At 63.7% G+C, this 24,041-nt stretch carries 23 protein-coding genes; 13 read left to right on the top strand and 10 right to left on the bottom strand.

What is annotated here, in order from left to right:
• The first annotated feature begins 84 nt into the window (after positions 1-84).
• Positions 85-357, top strand: a complete 273-nt coding sequence (locus tag I6F09_RS04330; RefSeq protein WP_036013665.1) for a hypothetical protein — start codon at positions 85-87, stop codon at positions 355-357.
• A gap of 154 nt (positions 358-511) precedes the next feature.
• Here the strand turns inward: I6F09_RS04330 and I6F09_RS04325 are convergent, their stop codons facing one another.
• On the bottom strand, positions 512-1,303 hold the full coding sequence (locus I6F09_RS04325) for a Crp/Fnr family transcriptional regulator (protein WP_036013668.1): 792 nt from the start codon (positions 1,301-1,303) through the stop codon (positions 512-514).
• 588 nt (positions 1,304-1,891) lie between these two features.
• Here I6F09_RS04325 and I6F09_RS04320 point away from each other — a divergent pair.
• On the top strand, positions 1,892-6,067 hold the full coding sequence (locus I6F09_RS04320; RefSeq protein WP_346730105.1) for a response regulator transcription factor: 4,176 nt from the start codon (positions 1,892-1,894) through the stop codon (positions 6,065-6,067).
• 236 nt (positions 6,068-6,303) lie between these two features.
• Positions 6,304-6,912, top strand: a complete 609-nt coding sequence (locus I6F09_RS04315) for an isochorismatase family cysteine hydrolase (RefSeq protein ID WP_225187523.1) — start codon at positions 6,304-6,306, stop codon at positions 6,910-6,912.
• A 48-nt stretch (positions 6,913-6,960) separates the two neighbouring features.
• Here the strand turns inward: I6F09_RS04315 and I6F09_RS04310 are convergent, their stop codons facing one another.
• From I6F09_RS04310 to I6F09_RS04285, 6 genes are all read right to left on the bottom strand, one after another.
• Positions 6,961-7,743: a Crp/Fnr family transcriptional regulator gene (locus I6F09_RS04310; RefSeq protein WP_036013671.1), complete on the bottom strand. Its 783-nt coding sequence runs from the start codon at positions 7,741-7,743 to the stop codon at positions 6,961-6,963.
• A 128-nt stretch (positions 7,744-7,871) separates the two neighbouring features.
• On the bottom strand, positions 7,872-9,026 hold the full coding sequence (locus I6F09_RS04305; protein ID WP_225187522.1) for a DUF305 domain-containing protein: 1,155 nt from the start codon (positions 9,024-9,026) through the stop codon (positions 7,872-7,874).
• A complete protein-coding gene (locus tag I6F09_RS04300) occupies positions 9,023-9,202 on the bottom strand; it encodes a hypothetical protein (protein ID WP_027575113.1) in 180 nt (59 codons plus the stop codon). The genes I6F09_RS04305 and I6F09_RS04300 overlap by 4 nt, the downstream gene beginning before the upstream one ends.
• Before the next feature lie 162 nt (positions 9,203-9,364).
• The gene (locus I6F09_RS04295) at positions 9,365-10,969 is read right to left on the bottom strand and encodes an alpha-amylase family glycosyl hydrolase (protein WP_225187521.1); all 1,605 of its coding nucleotides are present in this window, start codon (positions 10,967-10,969) and stop codon (positions 9,365-9,367) included.
• Positions 10,950-11,519 carry a hypothetical protein gene (locus tag I6F09_RS04290; RefSeq protein WP_225130091.1) on the bottom strand — a complete coding sequence of 190 codons (570 nt, stop codon included), beginning with the start codon at positions 11,517-11,519 and terminating at the stop codon, positions 10,950-10,952. The genes I6F09_RS04295 and I6F09_RS04290 overlap by 20 nt, the downstream gene beginning before the upstream one ends.
• A gap of 11 nt (positions 11,520-11,530) precedes the next feature.
• Positions 11,531-12,706, bottom strand: coding sequence for a zinc-dependent alcohol dehydrogenase (locus I6F09_RS04285; protein WP_225187520.1), 1,176 nt, complete (start codon positions 12,704-12,706; stop codon positions 11,531-11,533).
• Positions 12,707-12,858: 152 nt separating this feature from the next.
• Here I6F09_RS04285 and I6F09_RS04280 point away from each other — a divergent pair, with 152 nt between their 5' ends.
• Positions 12,859-13,641, top strand: coding sequence for an SDR family NAD(P)-dependent oxidoreductase (locus tag I6F09_RS04280; protein WP_225187519.1), 783 nt, complete (start codon positions 12,859-12,861; stop codon positions 13,639-13,641).
• A 363-nt stretch (positions 13,642-14,004) separates the two neighbouring features.
• Here I6F09_RS04280 and I6F09_RS04275 read toward each other — a convergent pair whose 3' ends face one another.
• Positions 14,005-14,400: a response regulator gene (locus I6F09_RS04275; protein WP_225125038.1), complete on the bottom strand. Its 396-nt coding sequence runs from the start codon at positions 14,398-14,400 to the stop codon at positions 14,005-14,007.
• 87 nt (positions 14,401-14,487) lie between these two features.
• Here I6F09_RS04275 and I6F09_RS04270 point away from each other — a divergent pair, with 87 nt between their 5' ends.
• From I6F09_RS04270 to I6F09_RS04255, 4 genes are all read left to right on the top strand, one after another.
• Positions 14,488-15,495 carry a chemotaxis protein CheB gene (locus tag I6F09_RS04270; RefSeq protein WP_225125040.1) on the top strand — a complete coding sequence of 336 codons (1,008 nt, stop codon included), beginning with the start codon at positions 14,488-14,490 and terminating at the stop codon, positions 15,493-15,495.
• A gap of 9 nt (positions 15,496-15,504) precedes the next feature.
• On the top strand, positions 15,505-15,774 hold the full coding sequence (locus I6F09_RS04265; protein WP_225125042.1) for a hypothetical protein: 270 nt from the start codon (positions 15,505-15,507) through the stop codon (positions 15,772-15,774).
• 209 nt (positions 15,775-15,983) lie between these two features.
• A complete protein-coding gene (locus tag I6F09_RS04260) occupies positions 15,984-19,151 on the top strand; it encodes a CheR family methyltransferase (RefSeq protein WP_225187518.1) in 3,168 nt (1,055 codons plus the stop codon).
• The gene (locus I6F09_RS04255) at positions 19,151-19,909 is read left to right on the top strand and encodes a Crp/Fnr family transcriptional regulator (RefSeq protein WP_225125047.1); all 759 of its coding nucleotides are present in this window, start codon (positions 19,151-19,153) and stop codon (positions 19,907-19,909) included. The genes I6F09_RS04260 and I6F09_RS04255 overlap by 1 nt, the downstream gene beginning before the upstream one ends.
• Positions 19,910-19,980: 71 nt before the next feature.
• Here the strand turns inward: I6F09_RS04255 and I6F09_RS04250 are convergent, their stop codons facing one another.
• Positions 19,981-20,175: a hypothetical protein gene (locus I6F09_RS04250; RefSeq protein WP_225187517.1), complete on the bottom strand. Its 195-nt coding sequence runs from the start codon at positions 20,173-20,175 to the stop codon at positions 19,981-19,983.
• Between the two features lie 613 nt (positions 20,176-20,788).
• On the opposite strand from I6F09_RS04250, the gene I6F09_RS04245 reads away from it, so the two are divergent.
• Complete coding sequence (locus tag I6F09_RS04245) at positions 20,789-20,989, top strand: hypothetical protein (RefSeq protein ID WP_225148388.1); 201 nt, start codon at positions 20,789-20,791, stop codon at positions 20,987-20,989.
• Between the two features lie 19 nt (positions 20,990-21,008).
• Here I6F09_RS04245 and I6F09_RS04240 read toward each other — a convergent pair whose 3' ends face one another.
• The gene (locus I6F09_RS04240) at positions 21,009-21,293 is read right to left on the bottom strand and encodes a hypothetical protein (protein WP_225130075.1); all 285 of its coding nucleotides are present in this window, start codon (positions 21,291-21,293) and stop codon (positions 21,009-21,011) included.
• Between the two features lie 286 nt (positions 21,294-21,579).
• On the opposite strand from I6F09_RS04240, the gene I6F09_RS04235 reads away from it, so the two are divergent.
• The 4 genes from I6F09_RS04235 to I6F09_RS04220 all read left to right on the top strand — a co-directional run bounded on the left by I6F09_RS04235 (position 21,580) and on the right by I6F09_RS04220 (position 24,030).
• On the top strand, positions 21,580-21,789 hold the full coding sequence (locus I6F09_RS04235; RefSeq protein WP_036013729.1) for a hypothetical protein: 210 nt from the start codon (positions 21,580-21,582) through the stop codon (positions 21,787-21,789).
• Positions 21,789-21,989, top strand: a complete 201-nt coding sequence (locus I6F09_RS04230; protein ID WP_036013732.1) for a hypothetical protein — start codon at positions 21,789-21,791, stop codon at positions 21,987-21,989. Before I6F09_RS04235 ends, I6F09_RS04230 begins: the two co-directional genes overlap by 1 nt.
• Positions 21,990-22,054: 65 nt before the next feature.
• Positions 22,055-23,131: a flavodoxin family protein gene (locus tag I6F09_RS04225; protein ID WP_225156995.1), complete on the top strand. Its 1,077-nt coding sequence runs from the start codon at positions 22,055-22,057 to the stop codon at positions 23,129-23,131.
• Positions 23,128-24,030, top strand: coding sequence for an NAD(P)/FAD-dependent oxidoreductase (locus I6F09_RS04220; protein WP_225170992.1), 903 nt, complete (start codon positions 23,128-23,130; stop codon positions 24,028-24,030). The genes I6F09_RS04225 and I6F09_RS04220 overlap by 4 nt, the downstream gene beginning before the upstream one ends.
• Positions 24,031-24,041: the final 11 nt, after the last annotated feature.

The raw sequence follows: 24,041 nt of genomic DNA, 5'->3' as shown, positions 1-24,041 counted from the left end.
CAAATGTTCATGCGATTGTGGTGAATTACATACTTTTCCTGACCTTATGCGACTTCTTCTCAAGACCTCGATCAGGAGCGTGTCATGAATATCCGCGTTCGAGCGGAGAGTCCTGCGGCGCTGCTTCGAGAACGTCTCGAGGCGCTGGTGGCAGAGCTTGCGGAACTTGAAAAGCTCAGAGAGCGGGTAGGTCGAGAGGAGAATCTTCAGCGCAAGCTGCGCAAGGCGGGCAGCGCCAACAACCCCGCTCGGACCGCGGGTGGGCCTTCCGGCTTCGCACAGGCAAAGCTCATGGCCATACCGCTCATTCGCAAGAAGTCGGGCTGTTGTGACGAGCGTCCCAAGGCGAGTGGATGACAGGAATTTTCGTCCATTGTTCGCTTCGGCCGGGAGCCGGCCGCAAAGTCGAAAAAAATGCCGCGCAGGATCGGACGTTTGCAGCGACCGAGCCTCGCGCGGTTTGCCGAATGGCGCGGGCACATGCGGGGTGGTTCGAGAAAACGAACTGGTTCTAAGAGCCTGTCCCGGCTATTCGGCCGCCAGGCGAGCGGGAGGCGCTCCGCGCTGGAGGCCTATGAACGAGCCCGACCGTGCTCTGCGAGACGATCCGATCGATTCTGCGGCTCATGACCTTGTAGCATTCGCATGCCATGGCTTCGAGCCGCGGCCGATCGATTTCAAGCTGGCCACGTCGATTGGATCTTAGTGCTCTTGATGTTCGCATTGTGCTCACGACATGTGTGACGGTGGTGCGGCGGACGCCCAGCAATTCCGACAACGTTTCTTGGGTCAGCGGGAGGAGATCGCTGCCATTTGCCCGATCGTGAATGTGAAGCAGCCAGCGCGCCAAGCGGGCTTCGACGGAATGTAATGCGTTGCAGGCAGCCACGTGCTGGAGTTGCGTCAGCAACGATCTCGTGAACACTTGCACCATCGCTGCGACGGCGGGGCTGCAATGTTGCGCTGTCAGGAATTGCGCAGGCGAGATCTGCAGCGCGGTCCCGGCGATGCGAGCAACGGCCGTCACGGGCGAGTGGGATGCGCCAAGCGCTGACGTCAGACCCACAGCCCCTTCATGCCCCACTATCGTCGTGGCGACCGTCTGCCCGTTCGGCAGCTCCATGATAGTGGCTATCGCGCCGCTCAGGGGGAAGAGAAGATGTTCGATCCGATCGCCTGATCGGACGAGCACCGTATCGCGCTCGATGACGATCTTCCGCAGATGAGGTGCAAGCAAAGCAAAATCCGCCGGCGGCAACGCTGCTAACAACCGATTACCAACCCTGGTCGCGTGGTCCATCATGGGATCAACCCCCGACGGATGTTCGGCGCGAGAACTCATGCCGGCTCGTCGAGCTGCTGTCCGGCGTGCAGCTCAACAGCAGTCAACTGGCAACCACAGATATGGTTCCTGCGATGAAGGCTAGCATGCGCTGGTCTGCCAATCGCAGGAACGGCTTGCGCCCGCGACTCCAGCTTGCGCTTATACAGACCTGTCGCTGACCTGCAATTGATGTCGTCGACTCGCCGACGGCAGCCTGCGCTGCGGCTGAACAGCATCCCAGCCAACGATCATTCTCCGAACAGCTGATCGGCCTTGAGTTGTGAAGCGCGCCAGGCGCGGATCGCGAGCGCGCTCTGAAAGTCTCGTCTCAGGGGCGGACAATTTCCAAGATGGCGTTCTGGCCGCCGGGACCAATAGCGTTGGAATGACGGCCGTGAGCCGTTCGTGTGCCCCACTCGAAGCCCACCCAACGGCCTGGCGTCGCCGTACTGTTCGGCAAAAGGCTAGGACTTACGGCAAATGGGCACATTTGCACGTCAAATTCGCGATTTTAGATATGGTTAAACCGGATTAAATCTCTTTCTTTATTCTATTCGTTGTATTTTAATGACTTCACTCGGTCTCGGCTATATGCCGAAGGACATAGACGGCCGGGTCGAGGCAGAGTCCATGTTAGACACGTCTGCGAAAGAGCGGATACTCAAGCCCGTCCGGCTTGTGATCGTAGATCGACAGCCGATCGTTCTACGGGGGCTAGAGTCGATACTCGGGGCACAGCCGGACTTCGACGTCATCGCGTCGTGCAGCGACGGGACAAGCTGCATCCAAGCGATGCGGAATTTGACACCCGACGTTGCACTTCTTGCTGACACCCTGCCAGATCTAACGGCATCCGAGATCCTCGTCATTGCGAAAGCTGATCGGCTGCCCACGCGCCTGGTGTTCTTTACAGATTCCGACACGGACCACGATCTAACCTTGGCCATCGCTGCTGGCGCGTGTGATGCAATCGCGAAGTATGTCGCACCGGACGCTGTGCTGCGATCGCTGCGACTGATGACGAAGCGTAGCTTTTTGGAGCGGTCCGATCTCTCGCCAACCGTCGAGAAAACCGACAGCAGCAAAATCGACAACCTGCTGGAGCTATTGACGCCGCGCGAACGTCAAATTGTACGACTGGTGTCACAAGGAATGTCGAACAAGGAGATCGCGCACCAGCTAAACGTTTCCGATGGAACCGTTAAAGTACACCTGCACAACATCTTTCAGAAGCTTGAAATTACCAACAGGACGGTGCTCGCCACCCTCGCATTGCTACAACGCCCGTCCGGGTTCGGAATGCTGTCGCTGGCTCTCCTGGCGGTCGCCATTGCGGACGAACTCAAGGCGTCGGAGGCAAACGACATGCTTCCGCATGACGACAGCACCGGCCCCGCGGTGGAGTATGCCGAATATGAGCTCTGGAAGCGAGCTATCCTCCGTCACGCCATCGTCGCGGACTCCGACGACAAGCCGTCGCTCACTCAGAGAGGCGTTTTTGTCGGGGCGAGCCAAATCTCGACCGCGGCTTCGGCAATGGAAGCGCCTCGCACCGCTGAGCAATCCGCAGGCTCGAGATCGTGGAAGGACTACAGTTCTGTTGGTTCAAGCACGCCCGGTTTGGCCACACCTTCCCTGCGAGGAATGAACGACGCGACGATTGGAGGTAACTCCACCGCGGAACATCTATTCTCGCGGCTGACATCCAATCCGACGTTGATTCACGGAGGGTATGGTACTTTCGCCACTCTCACCGGTGCGTTGATCTACACACTCAGCGATCCCCATTTGGCATTGCTGTCGCATGACCCGGCCAAAGCGCCGCTCGACAGCTTCGTGGACGTTACCGGATACAATGCTGCCACCAAACTTGCTGCGAGCACCAATGCCGACGATCATCATGTAGACGATTCAGTCCCGGGTTTCCATGCGCAGGTTTCTCGCCTGCCTTCCGCGTTTGTGGTCGTTGAAAATGAAAGCGCCGCCGGAGAAGGCACTCGGGGCCACTCGAGTGATGGTACCGCAGGGGAGACTCTCCAAAAACTTGCCGGCCTCGTGCACTTCAGTCACGATGCCGGCAGTAGCGGATATAGCCACGATCAGCTGATGGGCGGCAACGTCGCTGAAAACGTTGTTCATCGCGACCCGACCGATTCCAGTTCTACCTCTTCCGACTCTGTCTTCAACTTCGCGTCTGGGCCGAGCAGGATCAATCTTGCGGCTTTCGGAGCCCTTGCCAGGCTTCATATGACAGCAGCAAGCAAGTCCATACCGCCACACACCGTCGCTTGGATCTTCAACTCCACAACCAATGAAACGATCGTCTATGTGAATGCGACCGATCATGTTCTGGAGATCGGAGACCGCGACCTGTTGGAAATCCATCTGCCGGGAATTGTATCCATCGCAGAATCGGATTTTGTCGGCCAGCCGACAGCCGCGGCGGCCGCTCTCACGTTGGAGCAGCTCGAAGAAGCGCTGACATCCGTGATTGCAATCGAAGCTATTCTGAGTACCGACAGTGCCCATGCAAGTATCGGGACGAGAGAGAGCACGCTCGGGACCGCTGGAGTTTGGGACAGTCTGGCTGATGCCGGCTTAAGGACTGAATTCGCGCCGGCCCGCACAACGGAAGAGGGCGTGGATGGGACCGAGGGGTCGGCTCGCATATCACCGATCGTGCTTGCTCATGCTGCAGCGGTAACGGAAGTTGAAAGTCTTACATTGAAGAGTCAGCGGAACGATGCAGGCACCGGCCCCAGCATCGCAGCGGCCGGTAGCGCGGGCGGCAGTAACTCACAGCATGTTCTGGAGCCATGGCCTGCAAAGGAAACAGGTGCGGAGCAGACGGACGGTGGCTTCATACCTGGGAGTGATGTCGGTGATGAGAACGAGCATCAATCCCCGGCTTCGGATCCTTCGGGAAGGTCAGGGAAGACGGCAGAAACAGGCAGCGCGGAACATGGCAAGCCGGTGCATTCAACCTCTAAAAACGCACCGGAAGCAGCCGATTTTGGTGAATCGAGCCTCGCGACAGCGCACAGGGACGACCGCGAAGGGGCGCAGCACGCTCCCGAGCAAATGTCTGCAATGGCCGGCGCCAGAGATACGGCCGACGTGAAGTCCATACAGGGCAATCGCGCCGGCAAGGACAACGCGCATGATCCACCGGCTTCGGACGATTGGTCAGGGCCAGCAAAAGCGGCCGAACCAGGCGGCCGGGACCACAGCAACTCGCACGCGGCGGAGCGAGGGTCGGCAAAGGCAGCCACGGAGACGGCCGAAGCGAAGTCCATGCCGGATAATCGCGCTGGGAAGGACAACGCGCATGATCCACCGGCTTCGGACCGTTCGTCAGGGTCAGCGAGAACGGCCGAACCAGGCGGCCTGGACCACAGCAACTCGCACGCGTCGGAGCAAGGGTCGGCAAAGGCACCCACGGAGACGGCCGAAGCGAAGTCCATGCCGGACAATCGCGCCGGCAAGGACAACGCGCATGATTCACTCGCTTCGGACGATTCGTCCGGGCCAGCGAAAACGGTCGAACCAGGCGGCCTGGGCGCCAGCAACTCGCACGCGTCGGAGCGAGGGTCGGCAAAGGCGGCCACGGAGACGGCCGACGCGAAGTCCGTACCGGGCAATCGCGCCGGCAAGGACAACGCTCATGATTCACTGGCATCGGACGATTGGTCAGGGCCAGCAGCAGCGGCCGAACCAGGCGGTCTGGACGACAGCAACTCGCACGCGTCGGAGCGAGGGTCGGCAAAGGCGGCCACAGAGACGGCCGAAGTGAAGTCCATGCCGGGCAATCGCGCCGGCAAGGACAACGCGCATGATCCACTGGCTTCGGACGATTGGTCGGGGCCATCAAAAGCGGCCGAACCAGGCGGTCTGGACCACAGCAACTCGCGCGCGTCGGAGCGAGGGTCGGCAACGGCGGCCACCGAGACGGCCGAAGCAAAGGCGACACCGGGCAATGGCCTCGGCAATGACAATGAGCATCATTCCTGGACACCAGCCTATACGCGCGAGTCAGCGAAGATGGCAGAGCCCAGCGGCGTGGAGCAGAGTAACAAATGGGGGCACTCGACCTCTGCTCACGGCCCGAAGGCTGACGAAAGTGTTGCAACGGCCGGTAGCGCGGATCGCGGTAGCACGCAAAACGTCGCGGAGCCGGAGCATGTAAAGGCGACAACCACCGAGTTGGCTGAAACTGTCTTCATGTCCGAGAAGAGTGTCGGTGAGGGCGACAATCATCGTGCATCGGACGCAAGCGCGTCGGCAGGAGTGGCCACGGCAAAACTGGCTGACCTGCAGCATAGCAATTCAGGATACAATTCACACTCGGCCTCCGCAAAGGCATCAGCAGCAGCCGAGATCGCCGAATCGAGCGCCACAAAAGGCGATAGTGCAGGGAACGGGAACTCGCAGCAAGCTACGCAACCTGCTGCAATCGCGTCGGTGGCCGCACAGCCGGCTAAAGCTGCGTTCGAAACCGGCGGCGCCGATCAAGAGCGGGTGTTCCGCTTCGACAGCGACGCAACTCCTTTCACTCCCATCGTCAGGATTGAACCTAGAGAGGTCCACATTCCGCTCGATCCACGCGCCAAGCCCGATCAGGCGGCCACCCTCGATATCCTCGTCAAAATCCTACCCAACGCACTGGACGATCCCGCGGCCAACCATGGCAATAACGGACCCCATCACGCCCCTGTAGCTGCGCATCATGACCTGCTGATTTGAAATGTTGCATTGTCTCGCGAGCAGGAGGCAGGGCCGATGTTGAACAGCCTGCTCCGTATACTGGTCGGTTGATATGCGCCCCTTATGCATTGATAGTCCTCGATAACTCATTGAAATCGCAGTAAATGCGACCGTCCTCCGAGCGCACCACCTCGCGCTGCACGCCGCGGTTCGGAACCAAAGCCCTCGCCCCGCATTCGCAACTGGTCGCCGAATGCGCTTGAAGGTGGAGGACGATGAGGGACGCTATGTCCGATGTTGCCGAGATCCGCGGCGCCGTTCACCTGTGCATCGACATGCAGAACATTTTCGCCCCCGATGGCCTTTGGGCGACGCCCTGGATGGAGCGGGTGCTGCCGACGGTCGTCTCGGTCGTTGCGCGCCACGCGGAGAGAACGATCTTCACACGCTTCATCACCCCGCAGGATCCGGAGGACCGCCCGGGGCAATGGCAGAGTTATTTCCGCCGCTGGCGCCAGGCGACGCGCAGGCATCTGCCGTCATCGACTCTGGAGCTCGTGCCGGCCTTGGCACGTTTCGTTCCGCCGGCGGCGATGATCGACAAGCCGGCCTATTCCGCGTTCAGCAATCCCGGTCTTGCGAGCCTGCTGGTCGAGAAGAACGTCGGCACCGTCGTGATATCGGGCGCGGAGACGGACGTCTGCGTGCTCTCGACGGTCCTGAGCGCCGTCGATCTCGGCTTCAGGATCGTCCTTGTCGAGGACGCGCTGTGCAGCTCGTCCGACGTCGGCCACGACGCGCTCATGACGATGTACCGCACCCGCTTCCACGGCCAGGTCGACCTGGTGACAGCGGAAGAGCTGGCCGAGGTCTGGCGGGAGTAGGGTCCGACGTCAGTGAGCCGCGCAAGGTCCTCGCGCCCACGAGGCGGATCAAGCGACCGCGACGTCGGCCGCCACCGGTCTCGCATGCGGCGGCCGAGCATCGTCCGCGCCGGACCGCATGCTCAGGTAGGTTGGGTCGAAGCCGGCGAGCCGCACCAGGCCCGGCCAGTCCGTGATGGTCAAGGTCTTGCCCTGCCATTGCAGCAAATGGCAGCGGCGCAGCTCCTGGATGGTGCGGTTGGCATGGACCGGGGAGATGCTGCAGGCTGCGGCGAGGTCGGACTGGGTGAAGGGCGAGGACAACCTGAAATCCCGGGCAAGCCCGACGGTTTGCAGCCGCACCGTGATCTCGCAGAGCAGGTGCGCCACGCGTGTCAACGCGTCCCGGCTGCCGAGGTTCACCGTCCAGTTGCGCTGGATGGCGTGATCGGCAAGCAGCATCAACAGCAAGGCGTGCGACATTGCTGGAGATCGCACCGCGAGCTCGCGAAAGAAGCGGTGCGGGACGAGCGCGACGATTGCGGAACCGAGCGCGGTCAGGTTGCCCTCGATGCGCGGGCGATACAGGCTTTGCAGGTTGGCGATGTCGCCGGGCACGCAGATCGCGGTGATCTGGCCATCTGCGCTTTCGTCATTCTGCCAGGACAGATATCCCTGGAGCACCAGGCAGCATTGCGTTGCCTCATCACCGTGCCGCAGGATGGTCTGATGCGCGCCGAAATGCGCGATGCTGCTCGGCATGTCCGCAAGCAGATCGAGATGTTCCGGGGTCAGTTCGACGAGGCTCGTCAGGCGGTCGGCCAGCCTCGAGAAAGCAAATCCTGCCTGCATTTGATCTCCGACGGCCCCCGTCGGCCCAAGTGTGGCCGATAATGACGGCGGAAAGCATTAACGTTTGATAGGTTCGTCTGGAGTATCGGCGAGGCAGCAGGCCGCTTGCCGATATAAGATCCTCACGTTCAATTGACGTTGTCGCCGAGCATGTTGCGGACGCCTGTGGTCACGGCGGCGAGGCCGCGCATGCCGTGCATCAGCGCGATCTCGCCCTGCTGCTCGTGGCGGATGGCATGCGCCATGATGCGCAGACGAGGGTCGCCGCGGCTGTGCCACATCTGGTCGGCCATCCTGACCGCACCGCGGTGATGCCGGCTCATCGCCTCGACGAACAGCGTGTCGAACTGGTCCGGCGGCGCGGTCTTGACCTGGCGCATCTCGGCTGGCGTCAGGAAGCCCGGCATCGCCGCCCGCTCCTCGGTGCTGCAATCGGGCATCTCCGTGTCGAACCAGCTCAGCCACCAATTCTCGAATATGCGGTTCTCTCCGGTCTGGCTCGCGACCATCAGCATTGCGAGCTTGCGCAGATGCGGATCCTGCGCGCGCTCGGCAGCCGTGCGTGCGAGCTCGATGCCTTGGGCATGATGGGTGGTCATGTGACGGATGTAGGCTTGGTCTTGATCCCTGTCGCGGCCCATCCACGGCGGCTCGTAACCATGACCGCCGAACAATGCGACCGCCCCAAGTAGCGCAATCACGGCCAGCGCGCCGGTGATCCACATATTCGTGAACCGCACGTCGCTGTCAGGCGCAGTCCCGCGCCTCCAGCGCAGGCGCGCGAACAGGGGATAGATCACGGCGGAGGAGCCATGCACCAGCAGGCCGATCCAATAGGGTTGTTGCAGCGTGAACAGCGGCTGCCAGAATGGAAACAGCGGCACCAGCACGAACCATTCCATGCCTGAAGAGAACGCGGCCCAGGGCAGCGCCAGCAGCAGGATCGTCATCGGCCGCAAGTCGGCCGTCCAGCGTCCGAGCACGCCGAAGAAAACCAACGCCCAGGAAAAATCGGCCCATTGGTGAAAGGCGATCCCGGCCAGGATCGCGCTCCAGGATGGCTCGGAGCTGATCGCCCAGTCGCGCGCAGGAATCGCGGCAACCGTCATCCAATCGACCCCCGCATCGCGGCCGATGCGGGCAGCGAAGAGTTGGCTGACGATGGTCGAAAAGGTGCTGCTGATCAGGCCGAGTGCGGCCGCGGCAATCCAGCGCGAACGCCGCCGCTCGCCGGTGGTGCGCCGCGCCCCACTCGTGAGTGCTGGTCGCGGCTCGGCGTTCACGTCAGCTGCTTGAGCTTCTTCAGCGGATTGAGTTCGCTCGGCTTGTCCTGTTCGTCGCGCCCACGCTCGGCTTGCGCCTTGCCGTCATCGTGCAGATCCTGGTCGCCGATGATCTCGCCGACGGCCTGCTTCGTCTTGCCGGCGATCCGCTGCTGCAGACCTTTGGTCTTGCCCATGAGCTGCCTCCGATATGTCCTGCCGTGGCTCGCGCCGCTACCCCGGCGCCTGAAGGGGGCGTGGGCGCCGGGGCTGCGGTCTTGCAAATTGCCTCCGGCGGCGGGGGGAGACGCCGGAAGCCTTGATCAGACTCTTCGCGACGCGGATGGTTCCTCCTGACGTCACCGAGGTTCGAGCGCGATGATCACGCCTTCGTTGCCCCGGAGCAGGATGGACGCATCCGGCACCGGCTCGGGCGGCCGATCCAGATGCGTCGACATCAAGAGACGGCCGCGACCTTGCCAATGGAATTTCCGCGGTTCGGCCGCGAGATTGAGCGCGACCAGAATTTCGTTACGGCCTGCCGTCCGTTTAAAGGCCAGGACATCGTTCTGCGAGCGCAGCGGCTCGTAGCCGCCCCGTTGCAGGCCGGCATGCTCGCGCCGCAGCGCCATCAGCGCGCGAAACAGAGCGAGGATCGAGCGCTCGTCGCGCTGCTGTGCGGCGACATTGGCTGCACCATCGGGCGGCTCGAGCGGTAGCCATGGGCGGCCCGTCGTGAAGCCGCCATCGGGGCTGTCATCCCACCGCATCGGTGCGCGTTCGGGATCGCGGCACAGGCCATAGCCGGGCACGAGCTTCTCGAAGGGATCGCGGACGCGGCCCTGCGGAATCGGCACGCGCTTGCGGCCGATCTCGTCGCCCATGAAGAAGAACGGCGTTCCCCGCAGCGTCATCAGCAGCATCGCCAGCACGCGCATCTGCGCCTCGCCGATCTTGCTCGCGATCCGCTGCTTGTCGTGGCCGCCGATGACCCAGACCGGCCAGGCACCGTCAGGGATGGCGTTGAGATAGGCGTCGACCGTGGCCTGCAGCGAGAGGGCGTCCCATTTGGAATCGAGCAGGGCGAAATTGAGCGGCAGATGCAGGCGCGGCCGGTCGTTGCCGTAGAAGTGGCCGATGCGGTCGGTCTTGCCCTGGACCTCGCCGCACAACATCCGTCCGGGATAGGCGTCGATCACCTCGCGGATGAACTCGATGCAATCCATCGTCTCGGGCCGATCGTCGGTGAACACCGTCGTGTGCCGCTGCGGCGGCGGCTTGCCCTCGGCTTGCGGATTCGCCGGATTGTCGCGCAACAGCCGGTCCTTGATCAGGACCGCACTGGCGTCGACGCGAAAGCCGTCGACGCCGCGGTCGAGCCAGAACCGCATGGAATCGGCGATCGCGGCGCGCACTTGCGGGTTGCGCCAGTTCAGGTCGGGCTGCTCCACCAGGAAGGAATGATAGTAATATTGTCGGCGCGCCTCGCACCATTCCCAGCCGCTGCCGCCGAACCGGCTCAGCCAGTTGTTGGGCGGCCCGCCGTTCTCGGCCGGATCGGCCCAGATGTACCAGTCGGCTTTCGCGCTGTTGCGCGAGCTTGCGCTCTCGACGAACCAAGCGTGATCGTTCGCGGTGTGATTGGGAACGAGGTCGAGGACGAGCCGAATGCCCGCACCGTGCAGCGCCTCGAGCAGGCGATCGAATTCCTCGAGGCTGCCGAAGGAGGGATCGATCGAACAATAGTCGGAGATGTCGTAGCCGAGGTCGCGGAAGGGGCTTTTGTAGATCGGCGTCAGCCACACCGCATCGACGCCGAGCCATTTCAAATAGTCGATGCGCGACATCAATCCGGCAAGGTCGCCCTTGCCGTCGCCGTTCGAGTCCTGAAAGGAGATCAGCGCGATCTCGTAGACGACGGCGGATTCCCACCACGCAGCTTCGTCACGGGACTCGTCGCTCATCACCTTGCTTCACCTCGTTTTGCCCAGCGTGCGTTGCGATCTGTCTCGCGGCAGTGCGGACGCTCTCGATGCCCTTGGGAAATCCGCTGCGGTTCGGATAGAGCTTGCGCCGTGCATCGCGCGGCGGGCGGCGTGGCCTGGTGTCCTGCGCGGCGCGGTAGTCGAGCACGGCGATGCCGCCGACCATCAGCAATGCGAGCGCGACATTGCCCTTCTTGGGATTGTCCGCCGTCAGCCCGGACAGCAGCGCGGCGGCATCGAGGCCGTCGCCGCCGACGCGAGCCCACAGGCCGGCGTTTTTCTCGACCGACAGCGTCATGATCCCGGCCATGATTTCGCGCACGCCGAAGGCGCGGACGAGGGTCTCATGGCCTTCCATGCCCAGCGTGTGCGTGACGCGCCTCGGCGCGAACAATTCGACGACGCCGAGGCCGATGCTGAACCAGCCGAGTGCGCGCGCGAGCTGGTCCGCCGGCTGCTTCAGGCTCGGTCCGCCCTCGACGATCTTGGGGTCGCCCTTGGTGCGAACGATGTTGGAGAAGTGAAACATGGCTGGCTCCTTCAGGGCTTCAGTACGACCTTGACGCAGGAATCGCGCTTGTCGCGAAACACCTGGTACATCTCCGGCCCCTGGGCGAGCGGGACGGTGTGGGTGATGACGAAGGACGGGTCGATCTCGCCCTCTTCGATGCGGCGGAGCAGGTCGTCGGTCCAGCGGTTGACGTGGGTCTGGCCGGTCCGCATCGTCAGGCCCTTGTTCATGAAGGCGCCCATCGGAAGCATGTCGGACAGGCCGCTGTACACGCCTGCGACCGAGATGATGCCGCCGGGACGGCAGACATAGATCATCTCGCGCAGCACGTGGGGCCGGTCGCTCTCGGCCATCACCATCTGCTTGGCGCGGTCGAGCAGGGTGTCGGGCAGCGATGGCATCACATGAGATTCCATGCCGACGCAATCGATGCATTTTTCCGGGCCCTTGCCGTCGGTCAGCTCCTGGAGCCGCTCCACCACGCTCTCGGTCTCGAAGTTGATCGTGGTGGCGCCGCCGGCCTCGGCCATGCTGAGCCGCTCGGGCAGGCAGTCGATCGCGATCACCTGGTTGGCGCCGAGCAGGATGGCGCTGCGGATCGCCATCTGCCCGACCGGGCCACAGCCCCAGATCGCGACCGTATCGGTCGGCTCGATGTCGCATTGCGCGGCGGCCTGCCAGCCGGTCGGGAAGATGTCGCTGAGGAACAGCAATTGCTCGTCCGGGATGCCGGCCGGAACCTTGATGTGGGTGGCGTCGGCAAAGGGCACGCGGAGATATTCGGCCTGGCCGCCGGGATAGCCGCCGGTCAGATGCGTGTAGCCGAACAGGCCCGCCGTCGTGTGTCCGAACACCTTGTCGGCCAGATGACGCTTGCGGTTCGTGGTCTCGCACACCGAGAAATTGCCGCGCTTGCACTGGTCGCATTCGCCGCAAATGATCGTGAACGGCACGACGATGCGGTCGCCCTTCTTCAGCTTGCCGTCGACGCCCGAGCCGACCTCGACCACTTCGCCCATGGTCTCGTGGCCCATGATGTCGCCGGGCAGCATGCCCGGGATGAAATTGTGAAAGAGGTGCAGGTCGGAGCCGCAGATGGCGCAGCTCGTCACCTTGATGATGGCATCACGCGGATCCTGGATCTCCGGGTCGGTGACGGTGTCGCACCGGATGTCCTCCTTGCCGTGCCAGACCAGCGCCTTCATCGTCCGTCCTCCCGGTTGAGCCACGTGCCATCTAAGTCCAGGCACGAACGATGGTTGCTATCGCCGCGCGCAAATTCTTCGCACTGCGCAAATAGGAACGAGGGAGCAGGGCGGCGATTGAGCGTGATCACCTCAATTCCAAGGATGTGCGCATGCCCGCCAATCAACTCGCCGTCGTCACAGGCGCCTCAACCGGTATCGGTCTGGAACTCGCCAGGTGCTGCGCGCAGGCGGGGTTCAACCTCGTCGTCGCGGCCGACGAGTCCCAGATCGAGCAGGTGGCCGTCGATCTCCGGCGGCTCGGCGGCAGCGTGGAGCCGGTCGAGACCGATCTTGCGACCACCGAGGGCGTCGACAAGCTGTGCGCGGCGGTCGGCGACCGGCCGATCGATGCGCTGCTGGCCAATGCCGGAATCGGCCTCGGCAAGGCGTTCCTCGACCAGGACTTTGCCAGGGTGAAACACCTCATCGACACCAACATCACCAGCACGCTGTATCTGATCCACCGCGTCGGCAATGAGATGCTTCGCCGCAATGCCGGCCGCATCCTCATCACCGGCTCGATCGCCGGCTTCATGCCGGGCAGTTTCCAGGCCGCCTACAACGCCAGCAAGGCGTTCCTCGATTCATTCTCATTTGCGCTGCGCGAGGAGCTGCGCGACAGCGGCGTCACCGTGACCTGCCTGATGCCGGGGGCGACCGAGACCGAGTTCTTCCGCCGCGCCGACATGATGGACACCAAGGTCGGCACCGACAAGAAGGACGGCGCCTACGATGTTGCCAAGGCCGGCTTCGATGCGATGCTGCGCGGTGAGGCCGATATCGTCACCGGGCTGAAGAACAAGATCCAGACCACGGTCGCGAACGTCACGCCGAACGAGATGCTGGCCAAGCAGCACCGCAAGATGGCGGAGCCCGGTACCGCAAGGTCTTAGAGCGACGCGCGCGCAATGTTGCGAAGCGCGCGAACCCTCTGCGAAGAGAAAGCAGACCCCCGATTCACATAGCCTAATGCGCCGCGGCCCTCAAACCGTCAAATTGTACGGGCTGAACCAAGAGGGGGCTGCTCTGGCGATGGATCGCATCGAACAGGCCTTTATCGCGACTGCCGTTACGGGTTTTCTCGTGATGATGGTTGCGATCGTCTGGATGATGATGAGCTGAAGGTGGGGAGCTTGCCGTCTTGCGCATCGCGCTACCTTACGCCGCAGTTATCCTGTGCCTGGCGGTGACCGCGTGGCTTGCGTTCGCGCATCTATTTTGATCGTCGCCCGGCTGCGAGCTTTCAACCGCTTTGACTAGACCGGCTGCTCGGCGATGAGTCCGGTGAGCTTCCGTGCCATCGCCGCAAGATCGATCGGCTTTTCCAGCAGCGGCACGTCCTGAAATTCCGGACTGAGCGTGATCTTGTCGTATCCGGTGGTGAAAAGGAAGGGCACGTTCCGCGCTCTCAGCTCGCGGGCGATCGGAAAAACCATCTCGCTGCGGATGTTCACGTCGAGCACGGCGGCGTCCAGGACGGTGCCGTCGTGCAGGATCTTGAGCGCGTCTTCGAGATCGCCGACGGGACCGGCGATCTCGGCGCCCAGCGCGCGGAATGTCTTGCCGATGTCATCGGCGAGAAAATACTCGTCCTCGACCACGAAGATGCGGCGCCCCTTGAGCTCTGCGCGCTGATGCGACGATGTCGCCATGCTGTCTCGGCCTCCAAACGCATAGGAACATAAGCCGGCGATCCGCCTTGGTGCAAACTGCAAACGATGCAATTGGAGGCGGGTTCCATGGGCAACCGCGACATCATTGTCATCGGGGGCTCGGCCGGGGCGACCGCTCCATTGAAGCAGATTCTGGGCCGTCTGCCCGCGGATTTGCCGGCCGCCGTCTTCGTCGTGCTGCACATTCCGGCGCAGGGCATCGGCATCCTCTCCACCGTGGTCGGCAGTGCCGGTCCACTTCCGGTGCGGCAGGCCGAGAACGGCATGAAGATCGAGCCCGGCCAGATCTACCTGGGTGCGCCGGACCATCATCTTCTCGTCACGGAGGACCGCATCTTCCTCGGCCGCGGCCCGCGCGAGAACATGGTGCGGCCGGCGATCGATGCGTTGTTCCGCTCCGCCGCGCTCTATCACGGGCCGCGCGTCATCGGCGTGCTCCTGAGCGGCCTGTTGTCGGACGGCGCTTCCGGCCTCAACGCCATCAAACGCTGCGGCGGGATGGCCGTGGTGCAAGACCCCGCGGACGCGATCTCGGACGAGATGCCACGGCGCGCCATGGAGGCGACCACGGTCGATCTCTGCGTTCCCGGCGCCACCATGGGCGACGTGCTCTCCGAGCTCGTCAGGGAGCAGGCCGGCGCCGCGCTGCCGATTCCGCCCGAGATCAGGCTCGAGGTCGAGATCGCGGCCGGTGAGCGGATCGGAAGCGACAATCTCGCCGCCATGGCTGACCCTGTCGCCCTGACCTGTCCATCCTGCGGCGGGGTGCTCTCGGAGGTCAAGAATGCCCGCCCGATGCGTTTCCGCTGCCAGGTCGGTCACGGCTTCACTGCCGATGCGCTCGCCAAGGAGCAGGAGGGGCGCGTCGATGAAGCCTTGCGGGTGGCGCTGCGGATCATCGAGGAGCGGGCGGAGCTGGTGCAGCGCATGGCCGCCGACGGCCGGCGCAGCGGCCGGGCTGCCGTCGCCGAGATGTACGAGGCTCGGGCGTTCGAATACCGCGAATATGCCGACATGATCCGACGCGTCGTGCTAAAGTCGCTGGATCCTTCCGTAGGCAAACGGGAGGCGTAAGGCGCCGCCATGGCCATCCCCCTTGCCCAACGCGTCGCGCAGCTCGATGCCGAGCGACGCCTCCTAGTGAAGGCGGAGCGGGATATCGAGGAAGGCTGGCTGCGGGTCCGCAATCAGGAGGACCGGGTGCGCGAACTCATGGCGGGCGGTCATGACACGTGTCAGGCGGAGCGGCTGGTCGACCTGCTCAAGCAGACGCTGGTCGAATGGGAGCGCCACCGCACCCTGATCGAGCAGCGCGTCGCCTTTCTCCAGCACGAGGTCAATCCGGAAGCGTAGGGCGCGCGACGCCCATCTCTCAAGCTGCGCTGTGCGACGCAGCGCAGCAGCAGGCGGCCCACTCGCGCTTGTCCCCTCAATCGGGCTAGCTGGGTCAAAGAGATGCCCGGGACATTTTTGCCTTTGATGTGTTGGGATAATATTGAATTCTGCTATGTGCAGGACGGGGCGCCCATCGGGTTCCCGCCAGCCAGTGAGCCACCAGAACCATGACCGAAGTCAGCGACCAGCCGGTCGATGCACAGCGCCAGAGCAGGACCCCGCTGATCATAGGGGTCGGCGCCTCGCCGGGCGCGCTGGACAGCATCGAGCGCTTCTTCGCCAAGATGGCGGTCGCGACCGATCAGGCCATCGTGTTGGCGCTTCAGCACCACGAAGCATTCGACGAGCCGCGGCTGCGCGAGATCGTGCAGAATTCCAACGGCAGCAAGGTGGTCGAGATTGCCGACGGCCGCCCGGTCGAAGGCGGCACGATCTATCTGTGTCCACCGGCCATGATCACCACCATCCAGGGGGACCGCTTCGCAATCCGCAAGGCCGAGCAGGCGCCCGGCGAACGCGCCACGATCGACAGCTTCCTGGTCTCGCTGGCCGAGGAGCGCGCCGAGCAGTCTATCGGTGTCATCCTTGCGGGCACCGGGGGCGACGGTACGCTGGGCACGGCGACGCTGAAGGATCACGGCGGCCTCGCCATCGCCGAGAAGATCGGAAACGCGGAGGAGGCCGGGCATCTCGACGGCAACACGCCCGCTGCGATTGCCGATTATGTGCTTCCGCCCGAGGATATCCCCGAGCACATCCAGGTCTATGCCCGTCATCTCAGGCGTCTGGAGGAGAAGCAGGGCTTCGACGAAGTCCTGGCTGCGGCCGCCACCTCGCTGTCGCGCATCGCCGACATCCTGCGCAACAAGACCGGCAACGATTTTCACGGCTACAAGCAGAACACCTTCCTGCGCCGGGTGCAGCGGCGAATGCAGGTGGTGCGGATCGACGACATTGCCGCCTATGTGGATTTCCTTCGCAACGACAAGGACGAGGCCCAGTATCTCTTCAACGACCTCCTGATCGGCGTTACCGAATTCTTCCGCGACAAGCGCGAGTTCGAGGTGCTGGAGACGCAGATCATCCCGAAGATCTTCGAGGGCAAGGGCGTCGGCCAGCAGGTCCGCGTCTGGGTGCTCGGCTGCGCCACCGGCGAAGAGGCCTATTCGATCGGCATTCTCCTGCGTGAGTATATGGCGCGGATGGATTCCGTGCCGCAGGTGCAGATCTTCGCCACCGACATCGACGGGCGGGCGCTCACGACCGCCCGCGTCGGCCGCTATCGCACCAATATCGAGGCGGACATGACCAGCGAGCGGCTGGCGCGCTGGTTCGTGCGCGAGGGCGATACCTATTGCGTGGTGAAGGAGCTGCGCGAGATGTGCATCTTCTCGCAGCACAACGTCATCAAGGATGCGCCGTTCTCCAAGCTCGATCTCGTCTCCTGCCGCAATCTGCTGATCTATCTCAACGCCGAGCTGCAGAACCGGGTGATTCCGCTGTTTCATTTCGCGCTGTTGCCGGAGCGCTATTTGTTCCTCGGCAATTCCGAGAACGTGACCCGGCATCCGAAGCTGTTCGCGCCGGTCGACCGCCGCGCCCGGATCTTCAAGAAGCTCGAGACGGGAACGCGGCTGCCGCCGGAATTTCCGATCACGACCGCGGCCGGCAGGGTGCCGGTCGAGGTGCCGGCGATGCGCTCCTTCGGGCCCGACGTCGGCCTCGAGCGACGCGCGCAGCGCATCGCGGAGCGCTATGCGCCGGCCTATGTCATCACCGACGAGAATTTTCAGGTCCTGCATTTCTCCGGGCGCACCGGCCGCTACATCGAGCCGACGGCGGGCGCCGCCACGCTCGACCTGCTGCAGCTCGCGCACCGCGATCTCCGGCTGGAATTGCGCACAACCCTCAGCCGCGCCGCCGACATCAACGAGCCGGTTCATGCAGAGCAGGTGCAGCTAGGCGTGAACGGTCACCGCGTCCTCGTCGACATCACCGTCGAGCCGATCCATGACGGCATCGGCGGCCACCGCAATTTCGTCGTTCTGTTCAAGGACGGCCCGCTGCGAACCATCGAATCCGACCAGAGCAATCCCAACGCGCTGGTGCGCACCGAGCACGTCGAGCGCCTCGAAAACGATCTGCGGGCCACGCGCGAGCGCCTCCAGGCGACCATCGAGGAGCTCGAAAGCACCAACGAGGAGCTGAAATCCTCAAACGAGGAATATCAATCGCTGAACGAGGAGTTGCAGTCCGCCAACGAGGAGCTCGAGACCTCGCGCGAGGAATTGCAGTCGGTCAACGAGGAGCTGACCACCGTGAACGGCGAGCTGGCACACCGCGTCCAGGAGCTGACGCGCGCCACCAGCGACCTCAAGAACTTCCTCGAGAGCACGCAGATCGCTACGGTCTTCCTCGACAACGATCTGCGCGTGATGAACTTCACGCCCGCGATCACCCAGCTCCTGCATCTGGTCGAGACCGACACCGGCCGGCCGATCAGCCATATCAAGGCCCGCATCCCGATCGAGGAGCTTTACGACGACATTCGCCGGGTGCTGCGCACGCTCGCCAGCATCGAGCGCGAGCTGAGCGCGCCGGATAGCGGCACGCGCTACATCGTGCGCATCCTGCCGTATCGCAGCGTCGACAATTTCATCGCGGGTGTCGTCATTACCTTCATCGACGTCACCGCAATCACCCGCGCCGAGGAGCGGCAGCGCCTGCTGCTGGCCGAGCTCCAGCACCGGGTTCGCAACACGCTCGGCGTGGTGCGCTCGATTGCGCGCCGCTCGGCGGAAACGAGCTCAACCGTGGAGGAATACGCCTCCCATCTCGACGGCCGTTTGAATGCCTTCGCCCGCACCCAGGCGCTGGTGACGCGCGATCCCGAGGGCGGCGTCGATCTCGAATATCTCGTGGTCGAGGAACTGCTCGCCTATAATGCCAGGGAAGGCGAGCAGATGCGGGTCTCCGGCCCGAAGGTCCGCTTCCAGCCCAAGGCCGCCGAGACCTTCGCGCTCGCGATCCACGAGCTCGCGACCAATGCGCTCAAATACGGTGCCTTAAGTCAGCCGAGTGGACGTGTCGATGTGACCTGGCGCGTCGATGAGAGCACCGAGCCGGCGGAGCTGGTGTTCGACTGGCGGGAGCGGGGCGGGCCGCCGGTGATGGCTAGGCCGCGCAAGGGATTCGGGACCGAGCTTCTGGAGCGCACGCTGGCGTTCGAGTTGAAGGGGCAGACCACGATGGCATTCAATTCTGCCGGGCTGCAATGCACCATCACCATCCCTTTGACAAAGCGCGCCTTCCACACACCGGTGGTGGCTGCCTGATGCCGCTGTCGACAGCCGATCGCAGCGTTTTGGAGCCGGCCATTCGTCGGCTGAGCGCGCTACGGCCGTTGTCGGCCGAGGCTCGCGCATCGCTGGAATACGCCATGCTCGAGGGCCTCCAGCGCGCCGGATCCGGCGAGGATCTGATCAGCGAGGGTGATTCCGTCGATGCCGTCCGCGTCCTGTTGTCGGGCTGGCTCGGCCGTTACAAGACGCTCGATGACGGCCGGCGCCAGATCGTCAATTTCATCTTCCCGGGCGAAAGCTGCGATGCGCATGCTTACCTGCTGTCGGAGATGGATCATTCCATCGTGGCGCTGACGCCCGTGGTCTATGCCGAGATCAAGCGCGCCCGCTTCGAGAACCTCCTCGCCAACAACCCTACGCTCTCGGAAGCGTTCTGGTGCGAGACTCTGCTCAACAGCGCGATCCAGCGCGAATGGGCGATCAATCTCGGCCGCCGCGTCGCGCTGGAGCGCGTGGCGCACCTGTTCTGCGAAATCTTCGAGCGGCTTCGCCCGGTGGGACTGGTCGACGGCAATTCCTGCCTCATGCCCGTCACGCAAACGGATCTCGCCGATGCGACGGGGCTTTCCGTCGTTCACCTCAATCGGACGCTCCAGGAGCTGCGCGCGGCGAAGCTGATCGTGCTGCGCGAGCGGACCCTGACCATCCCGGACCTCGATGCGCTCAAGAACGCGGCGCTGTATTCGCCTAGCTATCTCGGGATCTACCGGGCGACTGAAGCGGTCCGTTGACGCCGTTCCGTTCCGGCCAGACGAGTCGTTTCGCTGAGATGGGCCGGAACAGGATGTCGTCCTGCTCGCAATCACGCCTGTTTGGGGCGCTGTCCGTCCTGCACATCATCATCGTCTTCACTTGGAAAGGGCTCGTGAGTTTTCCGGCCCAGAAACGTATCCGGTCGAGGAAGCGTCAATACCTCCAGCGATTCACGGATCGCCTTGCGAACCTGCTCCACGTGCTTCCCATCGGACTGCAATGGATAACGAGTCGGCTTCGCCATCAGGCGCTCCCCCGGGTCATGCAGGCGGGAGCACCATCGGTCTCTCAGCCACCGGCGCCTACGGGCAGAGCCACAGCCAGTGATGAGATCACCGTACACCCGCTGTGGCGTTTCAGCTAAGGAAATCGAGGACCTGTCGGCCGATTCCTGTTCCGGGCTACCGGTACGTGGTTGAGGGCGGTCTGGCGGGTTGTGGCGACTTGATCCAGGTTAAGCGGCGACGCTTTTGAGCCGTTGGCCCCATTTGAGTAACCTATGCAAGTGCGCGCTCGCGAGCTCTGTTGCATGATGCCTGATGCCAGACACGCTGTTTGCCCGCGCTACGCGCGCTATCGAAGAGAGCCGAGCCCTCCGGGAGCAGCATAGACAAGTTGCGGGCCGCTACGGCGACACCGTGAACGATTTACGTTTGGCCATTATGGACAGCGCCATGCTTCGCTCCGAGATCAGGGCGCGCCGGGACAACGAAGAATCCTAACTCCGGTCTTTTCGCCGAAACAGGCAACCGTTCCCTTTCTGGAACGTTAGATCGTTGGCCAGGCTGTGTAGCCTGGCATCAACACCCGTCGGAACGCAACGGCGCGCTCGACCTCATGCACCAGGAGGACGCCTCATGAGGACGCGACATCGGTTCAAGCAAGTCGAAACTCTGGAAGCGCGGCTCGCCGCCGAGGCGGAGCGGCTACGCGAACAGGCCAGCTTGCTTCCGCCCGGCGCGGCGCGCGACGAAGTCCTGCGCAAGGCGCGTCAGGCGGAAACTGGGTCTCAGATGAGCGAGTGGCTGCGGTCGCCGGGCCTGCAGCCGCCAAGCTAGCCCGGCGCGATGCGCGTCGTCAGCGCCGCTTCGCGGCCTTGCTTCGCCGATTGTACGGGGAGCGGTTGACCGGCCGCAGCGAAATTCCTTCGCGTTGCGCCTTGCTGCGAATGGCCGTGACGGGGCGCTGCAGCTTGATGCTCATCACGCCGGTCGGCGTGTTGCCTTTCGCAAGCTGCTTCAGCTTGTTCACATCCGCCGCTGTCCACGGCTCGCGCGCGCGGCGCTTGTAGGCGGGATTTGCCTTGCGCGGTCCTTTGCGGCCGATCGGCGACCCCGGGCGTTTCAATGCTGCTTTTGCCATGATGATCCTCCTTCAGGTCGTCCTTGAACATACGAATCAGCATTTCGGTTCCGGCGCAGTCCGGATCGATCGGTCCTGCGGTTGTGATTTGCGCAAAATCGCGCAGCGTTAACTTATTGAAATGCCGGAACCGGCTGTTGCGACGGAAGCTACAATCGTTGCCGGGCCGAGCCGCCTCGACCGGCAAGCGACTTGAGTGACAAGAGAGCCTGGGCCCCGGCGCCCGATCCCCCGCCGGGGCCGATTTCCTTTCAACCGAATTGTCCACGAAAGTTCAAAAGTACAAATGACCGCCAAACGTAACCGCAGGAAACAGACCCAAACGCTTCAGGAGCGGCTAGCCGCTTTCGCCGAAAGCGCACGCGAGCGCGCCCGCAACTTGCCGCCCGGCAGGGAACGCGAGATGCTGCTGCGTCGCGCCAAGCAGAACGAAGTGACCTCGAACCTCACGGATTGGCTCAGCGCACCCGTCGCTTCAAGGCGAGGACACCCATAGTGGCAAGTATCAAGCACTACCGCGCGTTCCAGATCGATCCGGACGGGCACGTGTTCGGATGCATCAACCTCGTCTGCGACGACGACGAGCAGGCCAAGCGCGAAGCCGCCTCGCTCGTCCTGGTGCATCGCATCGAGCTGTGGCGGCTCGATCAACGGATCGCCAAATTCGATGCGCCGCAGGAGCTTGTTCGCCAGTAGGGCTTGGGAACTGCGCGCTGGGCGCCGGGTTGGGTCGGAGGGATTCGACTTCGCCAGGAGCCAGCATGACGGACGCCGACATTCGCAAGGGGATGCCGCCCGTCAAGCTGTCGCGCGAGGAGTTCGAGCGGCGCTACAAGCGTCAGTTCGTCGATCCCGCCTTTGCTCCGCTCGGGCGCGAGCTCGATGCCATCATCGCTGCGGCCTGGGACGCCTACAGCCATTCGCGCAAGGCACCGTTGACGCGGAAGGCCGGCGCAGGCTTTTCCGACCCGAACTACGATCTTGCCGTCGACTGGCTCGATGCGCGCTCAAAAATCCTGGAGGCGCAGCGTCGCCACGACGATGCCGACGAGACGCCGCGCATCCTGATCATCAACGGCTCGGCCCGCAGCGAGCACACCTGTCCCGGCGAGATGTCCAAGACCTGGCGGCTGGTCAAGCTGGCCGAGCCCGTCTTCATCGAGATGGGATTTGCCGTCGACATCCTCGATCTGTCGCGCCTCGCTTCGGAATTCGGCAAAACCATTCATCCCTGCAAGTCCTGCGTCGGCACCGCCATGCCGCTGTGCCACTGGCCGTGCAGCTGCTATCCGAACTACTCGCTGGGCCAGACCCACGACTGGATGAACGAGATCTATCCGCTCTGGGTTGCCGCCCACGGCATTCTGATCGTGGCGCCCGTGAACTGGTATCACGTGCCCGCCGGTCTCAAGGCGATGATGGACCGCATGGTCTGCGCCGACGGCGGCAATCCCGATCCGACCTCGACCCACGGCAAGAACGCCGCGGAAGCCAAGGCGATCGAGCTGAAGGGCTGGCCCTATCCGCGTCATCTCGCCGGCCGCCATTTCGGCCTCGTCGTTCACGGCGATGCGGTCGGCGCCGAGGGCGTGCGCCGGGCCTTGTCCGACTGGCTGACCGACATGCAGCTGATCTCGGCAGGGCGCTACGCCGAGCTCGACGGTTATGTCGGCTACGACGAGCCATACGCCACATCCCATCGCGAGCTCGACGAGGACCGCGAATTCCAGCAGGAAGTGCAGAATGCGGCGCGCGCGCTCGGCAACGCCGTCCGGCTCGCGCGAAGCGGGCGCCTCGATGAGCCCGGCGCCGGTCTTGCGGATCCGAACCCCAAATGACCGGCGCGCCACCCCTTGAATGCCTGATCGTCGGAGGCGGGCCGGCGGGACTGATGGCCGCGATCTATCTGGCGCGCTTCCGCCGCCGCGTCTGCGTCGTGGACGCCGGCGCGAGCCGGGCGGCTCTGATCCCGCGCAGCCACAATGTCCCCGGCTTCGTCCACGGCCTGTCCGGCGCGGAACTGATCGAGCGGATGTCGGCCCAGCTGAACGAGCTCGCCGTCACACGCGTGGAGGCCGAGGTCACGGCGTTGCAGCGTCACGAACACGGTTTTGAAGCGAGCTGGAATGGCCGCGGGCATTCGGCCGCCACAGTCATTCTCGCCTGCGGGATCGTCGATACCCATCCGCCGTTCGCGGAGTGGCGCGCGGCGGTCGCGGACGGACTCCTGCGCTACTGCCCGATCTGCGACGCCTTCGAGGCCACCGGCCGCCGCATTGGCGTCGTCGGGCCGCTGGATCGTGCCGCCGCAAAGGCGCTCTTCCTGCGTGGCTATGCGCGCGACGTGACGCTGCTTGCGACCGGCGCGGACGACGCGAAGGCCGCAACGTCGGAGCTGTCCGAGGCGGGCGTCGGAATCGTGTTCGCGCCCGAGCTGCGCCTGGCGCGGCGAGGCGGCGGCGTTGAAGCGGATTTCGCCGACGGACGTACCGCGCAATTCGACATCGTCTATCCTGCGATGGGCGCGGAGGTCCGCTCCCAGCTCGCGATGGCGCTGGGCGCCGACCACACTGCGGACGGTCATTTGAAGGTCGACGATCACCAGCGCACGTCGATCGCCGGGCTCTACGGAATCGGCGACGTCGTCACCGACCTGCACCAGATCTCGGTCGCGTTCGGCCACGCGGCCATCGCGGCCTGCACGATCCACAACAGCCTGCCGCCGCGATTTGCGTGATGGGGCGGCGG

This window comes from Bradyrhizobium sp. IC3195 (assembly GCF_020193585.1).
Classification (GTDB): Bacteria; Pseudomonadota; Alphaproteobacteria; order Rhizobiales; family Xanthobacteraceae; genus Bradyrhizobium; species Bradyrhizobium yuanmingense.
The sequence above is the reverse complement of the archived record's forward strand: the minus strand, read 5'-3'. Positions and strand labels throughout refer to the sequence as shown.

Bases quoted from the DNA above. Each gene is read 5' to 3' on its own strand.
- I6F09_RS04330 (WP_036013665.1), top strand. From the start codon at position 85: ATGAATATCCGCGTTCGAGCGGAGAGTCCTGCGGCGCTGCTTCGAGAA.
- I6F09_RS04325 (WP_036013668.1), bottom strand. From the start codon at position 1,303: ATGATGGACCACGCGACCAGGGTTGGTAATCGGTTGTTAGCAGCGTTG.
- I6F09_RS04320 (WP_346730105.1), top strand. From the start codon at position 1,892: ATGACTTCACTCGGTCTCGGCTATATGCCGAAGGACATAGACGGCCGG.
- I6F09_RS04315 (WP_225187523.1), top strand. From the start codon at position 6,304: ATGAGGGACGCTATGTCCGATGTTGCCGAGATCCGCGGCGCCGTTCAC.
- I6F09_RS04310 (WP_036013671.1), bottom strand. From the start codon at position 7,743: ATGCAGGCAGGATTTGCTTTCTCGAGGCTGGCCGACCGCCTGACGAGC.
- I6F09_RS04300 (WP_027575113.1), bottom strand. From the start codon at position 9,202: ATGGGCAAGACCAAAGGTCTGCAGCAGCGGATCGCCGGCAAGACGAAG.
- I6F09_RS04295 (WP_225187521.1), bottom strand. From the start codon at position 10,969: ATGAGCGACGAGTCCCGTGACGAAGCTGCGTGGTGGGAATCCGCCGTC.
- I6F09_RS04290 (WP_225130091.1), bottom strand. From the start codon at position 11,519: ATGTTTCACTTCTCCAACATCGTTCGCACCAAGGGCGACCCCAAGATC.
- I6F09_RS04285 (WP_225187520.1), bottom strand. From the start codon at position 12,706: ATGAAGGCGCTGGTCTGGCACGGCAAGGAGGACATCCGGTGCGACACC.
- I6F09_RS04280 (WP_225187519.1), top strand. From the start codon at position 12,859: ATGCCCGCCAATCAACTCGCCGTCGTCACAGGCGCCTCAACCGGTATC.
- I6F09_RS04275 (WP_225125038.1), bottom strand. From the start codon at position 14,400: ATGGCGACATCGTCGCATCAGCGCGCAGAGCTCAAGGGGCGCCGCATC.
- I6F09_RS04270 (WP_225125040.1), top strand. From the start codon at position 14,488: ATGGGCAACCGCGACATCATTGTCATCGGGGGCTCGGCCGGGGCGACC.
- I6F09_RS04265 (WP_225125042.1), top strand. From the start codon at position 15,505: ATGGCCATCCCCCTTGCCCAACGCGTCGCGCAGCTCGATGCCGAGCGA.
- I6F09_RS04260 (WP_225187518.1), top strand. From the start codon at position 15,984: ATGACCGAAGTCAGCGACCAGCCGGTCGATGCACAGCGCCAGAGCAGG.
- I6F09_RS04255 (WP_225125047.1), top strand. From the start codon at position 19,151: ATGCCGCTGTCGACAGCCGATCGCAGCGTTTTGGAGCCGGCCATTCGT.
- I6F09_RS04250 (WP_225187517.1), bottom strand. From the start codon at position 20,175: ATGGCGAAGCCGACTCGTTATCCATTGCAGTCCGATGGGAAGCACGTG.
- I6F09_RS04245 (WP_225148388.1), top strand. From the start codon at position 20,789: ATGAGGACGCGACATCGGTTCAAGCAAGTCGAAACTCTGGAAGCGCGG.
- I6F09_RS04240 (WP_225130075.1), bottom strand. From the start codon at position 21,293: ATGGCAAAAGCAGCATTGAAACGCCCGGGGTCGCCGATCGGCCGCAAA.
- I6F09_RS04235 (WP_036013729.1), top strand. From the start codon at position 21,580: ATGACCGCCAAACGTAACCGCAGGAAACAGACCCAAACGCTTCAGGAG.
- I6F09_RS04225 (WP_225156995.1), top strand. From the start codon at position 22,055: ATGACGGACGCCGACATTCGCAAGGGGATGCCGCCCGTCAAGCTGTCG.
- I6F09_RS04220 (WP_225170992.1), top strand. From the start codon at position 23,128: ATGACCGGCGCGCCACCCCTTGAATGCCTGATCGTCGGAGGCGGGCCG.